General features: G+C 64.2%; 10 protein-coding genes, 2 tRNA genes and 1 pseudogene. 10 read left to right on the plus strand and 3 right to left on the minus strand.

Annotation, left to right across the window (positions count from 1 at the left end; translation table 11 throughout):
- The first annotated feature begins 36 nt into the window (after positions 1-36).
- The 3 genes from ilvC to F6B93_RS06930 are packed head-to-tail and all read left to right on the plus strand — an operon-like array spanning position 37 to position 3,735.
- Positions 37-1,038, plus strand: coding sequence for a ketol-acid reductoisomerase (ilvC, locus tag F6B93_RS06920; RefSeq protein WP_211699326.1), 1,002 nt, complete (start codon positions 37-39; stop codon positions 1,036-1,038).
- 50 nt (positions 1,039-1,088) lie between these two features.
- Positions 1,089-2,675, plus strand: a complete 1,587-nt coding sequence (gene serA, locus F6B93_RS06925; protein WP_211698427.1) for a phosphoglycerate dehydrogenase — start codon at positions 1,089-1,091, stop codon at positions 2,673-2,675.
- 49 nt (positions 2,676-2,724) lie between these two features.
- A complete protein-coding gene (locus F6B93_RS06930; RefSeq protein WP_211698428.1) occupies positions 2,725-3,735 on the plus strand; it encodes a 3-isopropylmalate dehydrogenase in 1,011 nt (336 codons plus the stop codon).
- A gap of 133 nt (positions 3,736-3,868) precedes the next feature.
- On the opposite strand, the pseudogene F6B93_RS06935 reads toward F6B93_RS06930, so the two are convergent.
- Positions 3,869-4,957: pseudogene (locus F6B93_RS06935) on the minus strand (MFS transporter); the annotation flags it as partial.
- Positions 4,958-5,216: 259 nt separating this feature from the next.
- On the opposite strand from F6B93_RS06935, the gene F6B93_RS06940 reads away from it, so the two are divergent.
- The 4 genes from F6B93_RS06940 to F6B93_RS06955 all read left to right on the plus strand — a co-directional run bounded on the left by F6B93_RS06940 (position 5,217) and on the right by F6B93_RS06955 (position 7,931).
- On the plus strand, positions 5,217-6,026 hold the full coding sequence (locus F6B93_RS06940; RefSeq protein ID WP_211698429.1) for a fumarylacetoacetate hydrolase family protein: 810 nt from the start codon (positions 5,217-5,219) through the stop codon (positions 6,024-6,026).
- Complete coding sequence (gltX, locus tag F6B93_RS06945; protein WP_211698430.1) at positions 6,023-7,573, plus strand: glutamate--tRNA ligase; 1,551 nt, start codon at positions 6,023-6,025, stop codon at positions 7,571-7,573. The genes F6B93_RS06940 and gltX overlap by 4 nt, the downstream gene beginning before the upstream one ends.
- Positions 7,574-7,714: 141 nt before the next feature.
- Positions 7,715-7,786: transfer RNA gene (locus tag F6B93_RS06950), tRNA-Gln, on the plus strand.
- Between the two features lie 72 nt (positions 7,787-7,858).
- Positions 7,859-7,931, plus strand: a tRNA-Glu gene (locus tag F6B93_RS06955).
- Between the two features lie 25 nt (positions 7,932-7,956).
- Here F6B93_RS06955 and F6B93_RS06960 read toward each other — a convergent pair.
- Both F6B93_RS06960 and F6B93_RS06965 read right to left on the minus strand, forming a co-directional pair.
- Complete coding sequence (locus F6B93_RS06960) at positions 7,957-8,475, minus strand: PPOX class F420-dependent oxidoreductase (protein ID WP_211698431.1); 519 nt, start codon at positions 8,473-8,475, stop codon at positions 7,957-7,959.
- A 95-nt stretch (positions 8,476-8,570) separates the two neighbouring features.
- On the minus strand, positions 8,571-9,272 hold the full coding sequence (locus F6B93_RS06965) for an IclR family transcriptional regulator (RefSeq protein WP_211698432.1): 702 nt from the start codon (positions 9,270-9,272) through the stop codon (positions 8,571-8,573).
- Between the two features lie 86 nt (positions 9,273-9,358).
- Between F6B93_RS06965 and leuC the strand changes: the two genes are divergently transcribed.
- From leuC to F6B93_RS06980, 3 genes are all read left to right on the plus strand, one after another.
- A complete protein-coding gene (leuC, locus tag F6B93_RS06970) occupies positions 9,359-10,798 on the plus strand; it encodes a 3-isopropylmalate dehydratase large subunit (protein ID WP_211698433.1) in 1,440 nt (479 codons plus the stop codon).
- Between the two features lie 21 nt (positions 10,799-10,819).
- Positions 10,820-11,416 carry a 3-isopropylmalate dehydratase small subunit gene (gene leuD, locus F6B93_RS06975; protein WP_211698434.1) on the plus strand — a complete coding sequence of 199 codons (597 nt, stop codon included), beginning with the start codon at positions 10,820-10,822 and terminating at the stop codon, positions 11,414-11,416.
- 214 nt (positions 11,417-11,630) lie between these two features.
- Complete coding sequence (locus F6B93_RS06980) at positions 11,631-12,293, plus strand: HU family DNA-binding protein (RefSeq protein ID WP_211698435.1); 663 nt, start codon at positions 11,631-11,633, stop codon at positions 12,291-12,293.
- Positions 12,294-12,306 lie beyond the last annotated feature (13 nt).

Here is a 12,306-nt window from a genome sequence, read left to right on the forward strand (position 1 = left end):
GAAGGAGATACCTACGTGTCAGGGCAATCGTTGGAGATGTTCTACGACGACGATGCAGACCTGTCCATCATCCAGGGTCGCAAGGTCGGGGTGATCGGGTACGGCAGCCAGGGTCACGCGCACTCGCTGAGTCTGCGCGACTCGGGCGTGCAGGTGCGTGTCGGGTTGAAGGAGGGTTCGAGGTCCCGAGTCAAGGTCGAAGAACAGGGCTTGCAGGTTGATACACCAAGCAAAGTGGCCGAGTGGGCTGATGTGATTGTTCTTCTAGCCCCCGACACCGCTCAGGCAGAGATCTTCGCAGGAGACATCGAGCCCAACCTCAAGTCCGGCGACGCCTTGTTCTTCGGTCATGGGCTCAACATCCATTTCGATCTGATCAAGCCGCCTGCCGACGTGACCGTCGCGATGGTCGCCCCGAAAGGACCTGGCCACCTGGTGCGTCGCCAGTTCGTCGACGGCAAGGGTGTGCCATGCCTGATCGCCGTCGATCAGGACCCGACCGGCACGGGCGAGGCGCTGGCGCTGTCCTACGCCAAAGCGATCGGCGGCACCCGGGCCGGCGTGATCAAGACCACCTTCAAAGACGAGACCGAAACCGATCTGTTCGGTGAGCAGGCCGTCTTGTGCGGCGGCACAGAAGAATTGGTGAAGACGGGTTTCGACGTGATGGTCGAGGCCGGCTACCCGCCGGAGATGGCGTACTTCGAAGTGCTGCATGAACTCAAACTGATCGTTGATCTGATGTACGAGGGTGGCATCGCGCGGATGAACTATTCGGTGTCTGATACCGCCGAGTTCGGTGGATACCTGTCGGGGCCGCGAGTGATCGATGCCGATACCAAGGAGCGGATGCGCGCGATCCTGCGCGACATCCAGGACGGCACCTTCGTCAAGCGGCTGGTGGCCAACGTCGAGGGCGGCAACAAACAGCTGGAGGGGTTGCGCAAGGAGAACGCCGAGCACCCCATCGAGATCACCGGCAAGAAGCTGCGTGACTTGATGAGTTGGGTCGACCGCCCGATCACCGAGACGACATAGCTCGTGCGGGCGCCGTCCACTCCGCGATCAACGCCGACTACGCTGGCCGCGTGAACCTGCCTGTTGTACTAATCGCCGACAAACTCGCCCAATCGACGGTCGCTGCCCTGGGAGACCAGGTCGAGGTGCGCTGGGTCGACGGTCCAGACCGAGAAAAGCTGCTGGCCGCGGTGCCGGAGGCCGACGCGTTGTTGGTGCGGTCGGCCACCACTGTCGATGCCGAGGTGTTGGCCGCGGCACCCAGGCTAAAGATCGTCGCCCGTGCTGGCGTCGGGCTGGACAACGTCGATGTGGACGCCGCTACAGCACGTGGAGTGCTGGTGGTCAACGCCCCGACCTCGAACATCCATAGCGCTGCTGAGCACGCCTTGGCGCTGCTGCTGGCCGCGTCTCGTCAGATTCCGGCCGCCGACGCTTCCCTGCGCGAGCACGCGTGGAAGCGGTCGTCTTTCTCCGGCACGGAGATCTTCGGCAAGACTGTCGGCGTGGTGGGCTTGGGCCGGATCGGTCAGCTCGTAGCCCAACGGATCGCCGCCTTCGGCGCGCGCGTCGTCGCCTATGACCCGTACGTATCGTCGGCCCGGGCAGCGCAGCTGGGCATCGAGCTGCTTTCGCTGGACGATCTGCTTGCTCGCGCGGACTTCATCTCAATACACCTGCCGAAGACGCCGGAGACGGCCGGACTGATCGACAAGGAGGCGCTGGCCAAGACTAAGCCCGGTGTCATCGTCGTCAACGCCGCGCGCGGCGGCCTAGTGGACGAGGCAGCCCTGGCCGATGCGATCACCAGCGGCCATGTGCGTGGGGCCGGCCTAGACGTGTTTGCCACCGAACCGTGCACCGACAGTCCGCTGTTCGACCTGGCTCAGGTGGTCGTCACGCCGCATTTGGGGGCATCCACGGCTGAGGCGCAAGACCGGGCCGGCACTGATGTCGCCGCCAGTGTGCGGTTGGCGCTGGCCGGAGAATTCGTGCCCGACGCGGTCAATATTGGCGGCGGAGTGGTCAACGAGGAGGTCGCCCCCTGGCTTGAAGTTGCTGGCAAGCTCGGGGTGCTCGCCGCAGCGCTGTCCGACCAACCGCCCGTGTCGTTGTCGGTCGAGGTGCGCGGTGAGCTGGCTGCCGAAGACGTAGAGGTGCTGAAGCTTTCGGCGCTGCGGGGTTTGTTCTCGGCGGTGATCGAGGATCCGGTGACCTTCGTCAACGCCCCGGCGGTGGCGGCCGAACGCGGGGTTTCCGCGGAGATCACCAAAGCCTCGGAGAGCGCCAATCACCGCAGTGTGGTCGATGTTCGCGTCGTTGGTTCGGACGGCTCAGTCGCCACGGTCTCGGGCACGCTGTATGGTCCGCAGCTAACGCAGAAGATCGTGCAGATCAACGGTCGCCATTTTGACATGCGGGCCGAAGGCACCAACCTGATGGTCAACTATGCCGATCAGCCGGGTGCACTGGGCAAAATCGGCACCGTGCTCGGTGCCGCGGGCGTGAACATCAAGGCCGCCCAGCTCTCCGAGGATGTCGAAGGCCCAGCCGCGACCGTCCTGCTCAGGCTCGACCAAGATGTGCCCGAGGATGTGCGGTCGGCGATCGCAACAGCGGTGGGCGCCAACAAGCTTGAGGTGGTTGATCTGTCGTGAATCCCGCCGGCGATGATGCAGAGCGGCGCGATGAGGAGGAGCGGCGCCAATGATGCTGGCGATTCTCGCTGGCGACGGGATTGGTCCAGAGGTGGTGGCCGAGGCGGTCAAGATCCTGGACGCCGTGTTGCCCGGCGTCCAGAAAACCACCTACGACCTGGGTGCGCGACACTTTCACGCTACCGGCGAGGTGCTGCCGGACTCGGTGGTTACCGAACTGCGGGAGCACGACGCCATCTTGCTGGGGGCGATCGGTGATCCGTCGGTCCCCAGCGGTGTCCTCGAACGAGGTCTGTTGCTGCGACTGCGTTTCGAGCTCGACCACCACATCAATCTGCGACCGGCTCGGCTGTATCGCGGGGTGAGCAGCCCGCTCGCTGGCAGCCCCGATATCGACTTCGTGGTGGTGCGTGAGGGAACCGAGGGTCCCTATACCGGCACCGGTGGGGCGATTCGGGTCGGGACGCCCAACGAAGTGGCCACTGAGGTGAGCGTGAACACGGCGTTCGGCGTGCGTCGAGTGGTGGTCAATGCGTTCGAACGCGCGCTGCAGCGCCGCAAGCACCTCACGCTGGTGCACAAGAACAATGTCTTGACCTACGCAGGCGCGCTGTGGTGGCGGACCGTGCAGGAGGTCGGCGCCAACTATCCCGACGTCGACGTCGCGTATCAACATGTCGACGCGGCGACCATCCATATGGTCACTGATCCGGGTCGGTTCGACGTGATCGTCACGGACAACCTCTTCGGTGACATCATCACCGACTTGGCTGCGGCGGTGTGCGGCGGGATCGGCTTGGCCGCCAGCGGCAATATCGATGCCACCCGGACCAACCCGTCGATGTTCGAACCGGTGCATGGCAGCGCGCCAGATATCGCCGGTCGGGGGATCGCCGATCCGACCGCGGCGATCATGTCGGTGGCGATGCTGCTCTCCCACCTCGGCGAGGACGACGCCGCTGCCCGGGTGGACCGGGCCGTCGAGGAGCATTTGGCAACTCGCGGGAACGAACAGCTTGCCACCGCCGATGTCGGCGAACGGATTGCCTCCGCGCTCTGATCTCCAAACCCGGCGGGAGTAAACGCGCGGGCACCAGCGGCACCGCCGCCAGCGGGAACAAACCGCACAGAAACCATGCCGTCGGGTATGCCGACGCGGTGATGAGCGCACCGAATAACGGGGGTCCGGCGGCGGCCGTTAGCCGTTGTGTGGTGTTTTGGGTGCCCAGTGCTCGTCCGCTCCAATACGGCCCAGCGAATTCGGTGATCGCGGTGGCCTCCAAACCGTTGTCGAGAACGGCAATCACCGCAATGGCGATCATGAGCGGCACCTCGAAGCTCGAACCACGGTTATCGATGAGCGCCAGCAGGAACAGGCTCACGGCGGAAGCGACGGCGATGAGGCGGACCGGCCGCGTGCGTGATCCGACATGGTCGGACCAGCGGCCGACCGCGATGCGACCCAGGGCTCCGAGGAGCTGCGAGACGGTAACCAGAAGTCCGGCTGCCGCTAGTGGCCAGCCATGGTGGCTAATCAACCAGACCAGCATGAACGTCACCGTGACCGTTTGCGGCATCATGAGCAGCCCCGATGCCATGTGGATTCGCCACAGCACAGTCGAACCGCGATACGGATTGGCTAATTCGTCAACGGTGGCCGCTTTGCGTGACTTGCGGGGCGGATCGACGATACCGATGAGACTGGCCGCGGCCGCTAGCGAGCACATCACTGCGGGAAACATCAATCCGGCGCCGGAGCCCCGCTCGGCGAGCTCGGGTATCACCAACGCACCCAACGCAATTCCCAGTGGTTGTGCGGTCTGGCGGATTCCCATTGCCAGGCCGCGTTGGTGTGGTGGAAACCAGCCCGATACCAGACGCCCGCCGGCGCTGTTGGAGCTGGCAGCCGCCATTCCACCGAGGAACAAGAAAATGCCGGTCAACAGTAGCGAGTGCGCCGATGCCGCGGCATAAGCCGCGGCTGCGGTGAGGGCCGAGCCCACGGTCATCACGATGCGTTCGCCGACGTGGTCGAGCACGAAGCCCCACGCGACCAGCGTGACCACCATGCCCCAGCTGGGCATGGACGCGAGCAGACCCGCTTGTGCCAGCGGGATTTCACGTGAGGCCTGCAGCCGGGGGATCAAGAAGGCAATGCCGTTAATGAAGAGGAAGGAGCTTGCCGTCACACCCAGCGAGATGATCACGATGGCCCAACGCGCATGCGGGCTCAGCGTGCCCGTGGCCGCCGGGTCCCCTGCCATTTGCCTATGCTCGCACATGCACACGGCAAGCGGTTGCGATGTTCGCTGGTCACGCCCGCCCGCGGCGCCCGGCTGCGCCGGGCTCGCAACCCTCACGAGGCCGGATCGCCGTGCTCCTCCTCGGGCCGTGCCGGCCCGAATCGTCGCCCGGCTAGACCGGATGGTGACGGTCTGCAGCGCCCGGCTGCGCCGGGCTCGCAACCCTCATGGGGCCGGATCGCCGTGCTCCTCCTCGGGCCGTGCCGGCCCGAATCGTCGCCCGGCTAGGCTCATCCGAATGCGCCTAGGTCGGATCGCCAGCCCAGACGGTGTCGCCTTTGTCAGCATCGACGGTGAGCCGGACGATTCTGCGGGGATGGCAGTCAGAGAGATAGACCAGCACCCGTTCGGCACGCCCACCTTCACCGGCCGCTCCTGGCCGCTGGCCGACGTTCGGCTACTTGCTCCGATGCTGGCTAGCAAGGTGGTCTGTATAGGTAAGAACTATGCCGACCACATCGCGGAGATGGGAGGTTTCGGCAAAGGAGAAGCGCCGGAGGATCCGGTGATATTCCTCAAGCCGAACACTGCGATCATCGGACCCAATGTGCCGATTCGGTTGCCGGCGAACGCAACGCCCGTGCACTTCGAGGGGGAGCTCGCGATCGTGATCGGCCGTCCCTGCAAGGATGTCCCCGCTGCACAGGCCGCCGAAAATATCCTTGGCTACACCGTGGCCAACGACGTGTCGGCTCGCGATCAGCAACTGTCCGATGGCCAATGGACGCGCGCCAAGGGGCACGACACCTTCTGTCCAGTGGGGCCGTGGATTGTCACTGATCTAGATCCCCTCGACCCAGGAGATCTCGAACTGCGCACCGAAGTCAATGGTGTAGTCAAGCAGCACAGCCGCACTTCCCAGATGATCCACGACATCGGTGCCATCGTGGAATGGATTTCGGCCGTGATGACGCTGCTGCCCGGCGATCTCATCCTTACCGGAACACCCGCGGGTGTCGGTCCTATCGAGGACGGCGACAGCGTCTCCATCACCGTCGAGGGGATCGGCACCCTCACCAATCCCGTAGTCCGTAAAGGAAAGTCGTGACATCAGCAGCTCGTGAAGCAGCTCCTGCAGCAGCACCCGACGCCACCGGAGTCCGAGTCCGTTTCTGTCCGTCGCCCACCGGCCTACCCCATGTCGGGTTGGTCCGCACCGCGCTGTTCAACTGGGCCTATGCCCGCCACACCGGAGGCACCTTCGTCTTTCGTATCGAGGACACCGATGCCCAGCGTGACAGCGAAGAAAGTTATTTGGCGCTGCTTGACGCCCTGCGCTGGCTCGGGCTCAACTGGGATGAGGGGCCTGAGGTGGGTGGCCCCTACGGTCCGTACCGACAGTCGCAGCGCACCGAGATCTATCGCGACGTCGTCGCTCGGTTGCTCGAGGCGGGCGAGGCCTACCACGCGTTCTCGACTCCTGCGGAGGTCGAAGCACGCCACATCGCCGCGGGCCGCAATCCCAAGTTGGGCTACGACAACTTCGACCGTGATCTGACCGAGGAGCAGCGTTCGTCCTACCTGGCGCAAGGCCGCCAGCCGGTGGTGCGGCTGCGGATGCCCGACCGAGATCTCAGTTGGGACGACCTGGTCCGTGGACCCACGACGTTTGCGGCCGGCAGCGTGCCGGATTTCGCGCTGACCCGCGCGAGCGGAGACCCGTTGTACACCTTGGTCAACCCGTGTGATGACGCGCTGATGAAGATCACGCACGTGCTGCGCGGCGAAGATCTGCTGTCGTCGACCCCACGCCAGCTCGCGTTACATCAGGCGCTGATCCGAATCGGGGTAGGAGAGCGGATCCCGGAATTTGCCCACCTTCCAACGGTATTGGGGGAGGGGACCAAGAAGCTCTCCAAACGAGACCCGCAGTCGAATCTTTTCGCCCACCGCGATCGCGGCTTCATCCCCGAAGGGCTGCTCAACTATCTTGCCTTGCTGGGATGGGCCATCGCCGATGATCACGACCTCTTCAGCCTCGACGAAATGGTGGCTGCTTTCGATGTTGTCGACGTCAATTCCAATCCGGCGCGATTCGATCAAAAGAAGGCTGACGCGATCAACGCCGAGCACATCCGGATGCTCGACAGCGACGACTTCACCGCTCGGCTGCGCGACTACCTGCGCGAACACGACCATCAGATCGAGTTGGATGTGGCCGACTCCGACGTAGGATTCGCCGCGGCTGCGCACCTGGTTCAGACCCGCATCGTCGTGCTGGGTGACGCCTGGAACATGCTGAAGTTCCTCAACGACGACGAATATGTGATCGACCCGAAAGCCGCTGCCAAGGAGCTCGGCCCCGCCGGGGCGCCAGTGCTCGACGCGGCGATAGCGGCGTTGGGTGCACTGGTGGACTGGAACGCAGCGAATATCGGGGACGCGCTCAAGGCGGCACTGGTCGAAGACCTCGGGCTCAAACCACGCAAGGCATTCGGACCGATCCGAGTCGCCGCAACGGGGACGTCGGTCAGCCCCCCGCTGTTCGAGTCACTTGAACTGCTTGGCCGCGAACGTAGCGAGCGACGACTGCGCGCGGCGCGGGATGGACGGGATGGAATCGACAACGGATCCAGCGCTACCGGCGGACCCTAGAGCCAGGCGTGCGGATTGCTGGGCCAGTGTTTGGTAGTCTGCACGTCGGCCGAGAACGGCTGGCCGATGGGTTCCCAGGATGGTTGTCATACCTGGTAGTTTCTGGGGAATCCGCTCTGACCAGCTGTTTTAGGTAGCCAATGGGGTATGGTGTAATTGGCAACACAGCTGATTCTGGTTCAGCCATTCTAGGTTCGAGTCCTGGTACCCCAGCAGATATCTTCCTCGCAAGCTGATTAGGTGGGCTTCCCGGTGTGAGCTATGCTGTCAGCTCGGATCGGTTCTGGCCCCGTCGTCTAGCGGCCTAGGACGCCGCCCTCTCACGGCGGTAGCGTGGGTTCGAATCCCATCGGGGCTACTCTTTGCGTTTGCTCGGCCGGCTACTACCCGGTCGGGCCGTTGCCCAGGGCAGCCGGTGCGGTCGAGCCACCGACGGGCATTGGTGGCAGCCCGAGTTTGCGGTGATCCCACGAGCGTGTGCGGCGGCTGATGATGCGTACGCCGACGCGCTTGTTCATCATCTGGTCGACCATGGGCTTCATTTCGTCGGTGTAGGGCCCGGTGTAGCGCTCCCACACGCTGACCCCGATCCGGAACAGCATCTCGGGATCGTCGACAATCTCGGCGACTCCCTCGAACGACACCCCGCGCAGCGTGTCGTAGGTGTTACCGCCTTCCAGCAGGAAACTCACCCGCGGGTCTCGTCGCAGGTTGACGGTCTTCTGGGATTTGCCCTTGGTCTCTAGCCAAATTTCGCCGTCGACCACCGCGTACCACATCGCCGTCAGGTGTGGCTGACCGTCAGGACCGACCGTGGCCAGCGTGCCGGTACGACTGCATGCGACGAAGTCGGCGATTTCAGCCTCGGACATGACGATATGCGCGCGTTGGTTGGTTCCCATGGCGTTAGTCTGTCAGGCCAGGTTTTCGGGTTGACGATCGGAATTGAATCGACCGTCTTCCGGTCAGGGGGAGACGCGCTTGCCGATCGTGGGGACTAGAGCCGCCGAGCAAGCTCATCGGCGGCGGCCAGCAGGTCGGTGGCCCAACGCGCTCCCGGGCGGCGACCGATCCGGTCGATCGGACCCGATACCGAGATGGCAGCGACCACGACCCCGCGGCTATCGCGCACCGGCGCCGACACGCTCGCCACCCCCGGCTCCCGCTCGGCGACGCTCTGTGCCCAACCGCGCCGGCGCACCTCGCCGAGCACGCGGTCGGAGAACTTCGCGTTCGGTAGCACAGCCGCCTGGGTGGCCGGGTCGCTGTGGGCCAGCAGTACTTTGGCCCCCGAACCTGCGGTCATGGGCAACCGCGACCCGACGGGGACGGTATCGCGAAGCCCGGCGGGCGGCTCCAGGGCGGCCACACAGACCCGCGAGGTGCCCTCGCGGCGATAGAGTTGCACGCTTTCGCCGGTGGCCGCGCGCAACGCAGGCAGCACGGTTGCACTCGCAGCCAGCAGCGGGTCGCTGACATTGGCCGCGAGTTCGGTGACTGCAGGACCGAGCCGCCAGCGCCCTTGATCGTCGCGGCCTAGCAAGCGATGAACTTCTAAAGCGGCGGCGAGCCGGTAGGCAGTAGCCCTGGGCAAGCCGGTTCGGTCGCACAGTTCGGCCAGTCCGCATGGCGAGTCCCCGATGGTGTGCAGCACGAACACGGCTTTGTCGAGTACGCCGATGCCGCTATGCTGTCTCACAAGAAGATACTAGCGTCTCGCATTCTGAGAACACAGCCCTGGTCCGGTCCGCGAGCCGCGAATGAGCGAAATCGAGGCGACTTCGAATGGACGAGACAACGGCGGCATGTGGGCCGCGCACGATGGCCGAGAAGATTTGGGACGACCACGTCGTGGTGTCCGGCGAGGGCGCTGCGCAAGGCGGGGCGCCAGACTTGATCTACATCGATCTGCACTTGGTGCACGAGGTCACCAGTCCACAAGCTTTCGACGGCCTGCGCCTTGCCGGGCGCCCAGTGCGACGGCCCGACTTGACCCTCGCTACCGAGGATCACAACGTGCCCACCGTTGACATCGACAAGCCGATCGCTGACCCGGTGTCACGCATCCAAGTCGAGACCTTGCGGAGGAACTGCGCAGAATTCGGCATCCGCCTGCATCCGATGGGTGATATGGAGCAGGGCATCGTCCACGTGGTCGGACCTCAGTTGGGTCTCACGCAGCCGGGCATGACGATTGTCTGCGGCGACAGCCACACTTCTACCCACGGGGCGTTCGGGGCGCTGGCTATGGGAATTGGCACGTCAGAGGTCGAGCATGTGCTTGCTACCCAGACGCTGCCGCTGCGACCGTTCAAGACGATGGCGGTCAATGTCGACGGACAGTTGCCGGCCGGAGTGACCGCCAAGGACATCATTCTCGCCTTGATCGCCAAGATCGGCACCGGCGGCGGACAGGGTCATGTCATCGAATATCGGGGTGCCGCCATCGAATCGTTGTCGATGGAAGGCCGGATGACGATGTGCAACATGAGCATCGAAGCAGGCGCGCGAGCGGGCATGGTAGCCCCGGATCAGACAACCTACGAGTACTTGCGCAACCGGCGGCACGCGCCGACCGATGCACAATGGGACGCGGCGATCGCATACTGGCAACAACTGCGTACCGACGCTGGTGCCGAATTCGACACCGAGGTGTACCTTGATGCGTCCTCCTTGAGTCCGTTCGTCACGTGGGGTACCAACCCCGGCCAGGGCGTGCCGTTGTCGGCCACCGTGCCGGATCCCGAGCTGGTGACCGACGAGGCCGAGCGCCAGGCCGCTGAGAAAGCCTTGGCGTACATGGACCTTCGCCCCGGAACCCCGATGCGCGACATCAGCGTCGATGCCGTTTTCGTCGGGTCATGCACTAACGGCCGGATTGAAGATCTGCGGGTGGTGGCCGAGGTGTTGCGCGGTCGCCGGCTTGCGCGGGGCGTGCGGATGCTGGTCGTTCCGGGGTCGATGCGGGTGCGTGCTCAGGCCGAAGCCGAAGGACTCGGCGAGGTCTTCACGGCTGCTGGCGCCGAATGGCGGCACGCGGGATGTTCAATGTGCCTGGGCATGAATCCCGATCAGCTGTCGCCCGGCGAGCGGTGTGCCGCGACTTCCAACCGCAACTTCGAAGGGCGCCAGGGCAAGGGTGGGCGCACGCATTTGGTGTCCCCAGCGGTGGCGGCTGCCACCGCGGTCCGCGGCACGCTATCCGCACCAACTGACTTGAACTGAGCAAGAGAACAGGGGAAGAGCATGGAAGCCATTCGCGCCCACACGGGGATCGGGGTGCCGCTGCGGCGGTCGAATGTCGATACCGATCAGATCATTCCGGCCGTTTTCTTGAAGCGCGTCACCCGAACCGGATTTGCGGACGGTCTGTTCGCACGGTGGCGGTCGGATCCATCATTCGTGCTAAATCTCACCCCCTTTGACCGAGGCTCAGTCCTGGTTGCCGGACCCGATTTCGGTACCGGATCGTCGCGCGAGCACGCGGTGTGGGCGCTCATGGACTACGGATTCCGGGTGGTTATCTCATCGAGGTTCGGTGACATTTTCCGCGGCAACGCCGGCAAGGCGGGGCTGCTCGCCGCCGAACTCGACCAAGACGGCGTGGAACTTCTCTGGAAGCTCATCGAGCAGAGTCCAGGCTTGGAAATCACTGCCAATCTTCAAGATCGAAATATCACCGCTGGAACAGCGGTGCTGCCGTTCAGGATTGACGACCACACGGCGTGGCGATTGCTCGAAGGCCTCGACGATATAGCCCTTACGCTGCGGAAACTCGACGAGATCGAGTCCTTTGAGAAGGCTCATCGCGAGTGGAAACCGCGCACGCTACCCACCTCCTGAACAGACTCCTCGAGGGAGAATTCGGCCCCGCGATGCCGCCAAAACGGGCCAATTTTCCCCACGCGCCACCGGTCAAGGGCGGCAACCGGATTGCGAGAATATCGGTCGCGGGGTCAGTGAAATTGCGCGTGGCTCTTGGAAATCAGTGGGGTAAGGGTTTACCGTGTCCACTAGTCGGTTCCAAAACGAGGACCACTGGCTTCGGAGGGTTTGGATGAACAAAGCAGAGCTCATTGACGTGCTCACACAGAAATTGGGCTCGGACCGTCGGCAGGCGACCGCCGCTGTCGAGAATGTCGTCGACACGATTGTGCGTGCGGTACACAAGGGCGACAGCGTCACCATTACCGGGTTCGGTGTGTTCGAACAACGTCGCCGTGCCGCCCGCGTGGCCCGCAATCCCCGTACGGGCGAGACGGTGAAAGTGAAGCCGACCTCGGTGCCGGCGTTCCGTCCGGGCGCGCAGTTCAAAGCGGTTGTTTCTGGTGCACAGCGCCTCCCGTCGGACGGACCTGCGGTAAAGCGTGGTGTGGTGGCGAGCCCAACCAGGAGGAAAGCGGCGGCGAAGAAGGCCACCACGTCCAAAGCGAAGAAGGCGGCCAAGGCCACGACTTCGCGCGCCAAGAAGGCTGCCACAAAGGCGCCCGCCAAGAAGGCGGCGACCAAGAGGGCACCGGCCACCAAGGCGGCCAAGGCACCTGCCAAGAAGCGGAGCACGGCAGCTGCCAAGAAGGCGACCAAAGCGGTGAAGAAGACGGCGAAGAAGACACCCGTCCGCAAGGCAGCCACCAAGGCGCCGGCTAAGAAAACAGCGGCGAAGCGGCCAGCGACCAAGGCTGCTGCCAAGAAGACGACAAGCAGGCGGGGCCGCAAGTAGTACGAGACGCAGA

The sequence above is a fragment of the Mycobacterium spongiae genome, from assembly GCF_018278905.1.
Lineage (GTDB): Bacteria > Actinomycetota > Actinomycetes > Mycobacteriales > Mycobacteriaceae > Mycobacterium > Mycobacterium spongiae.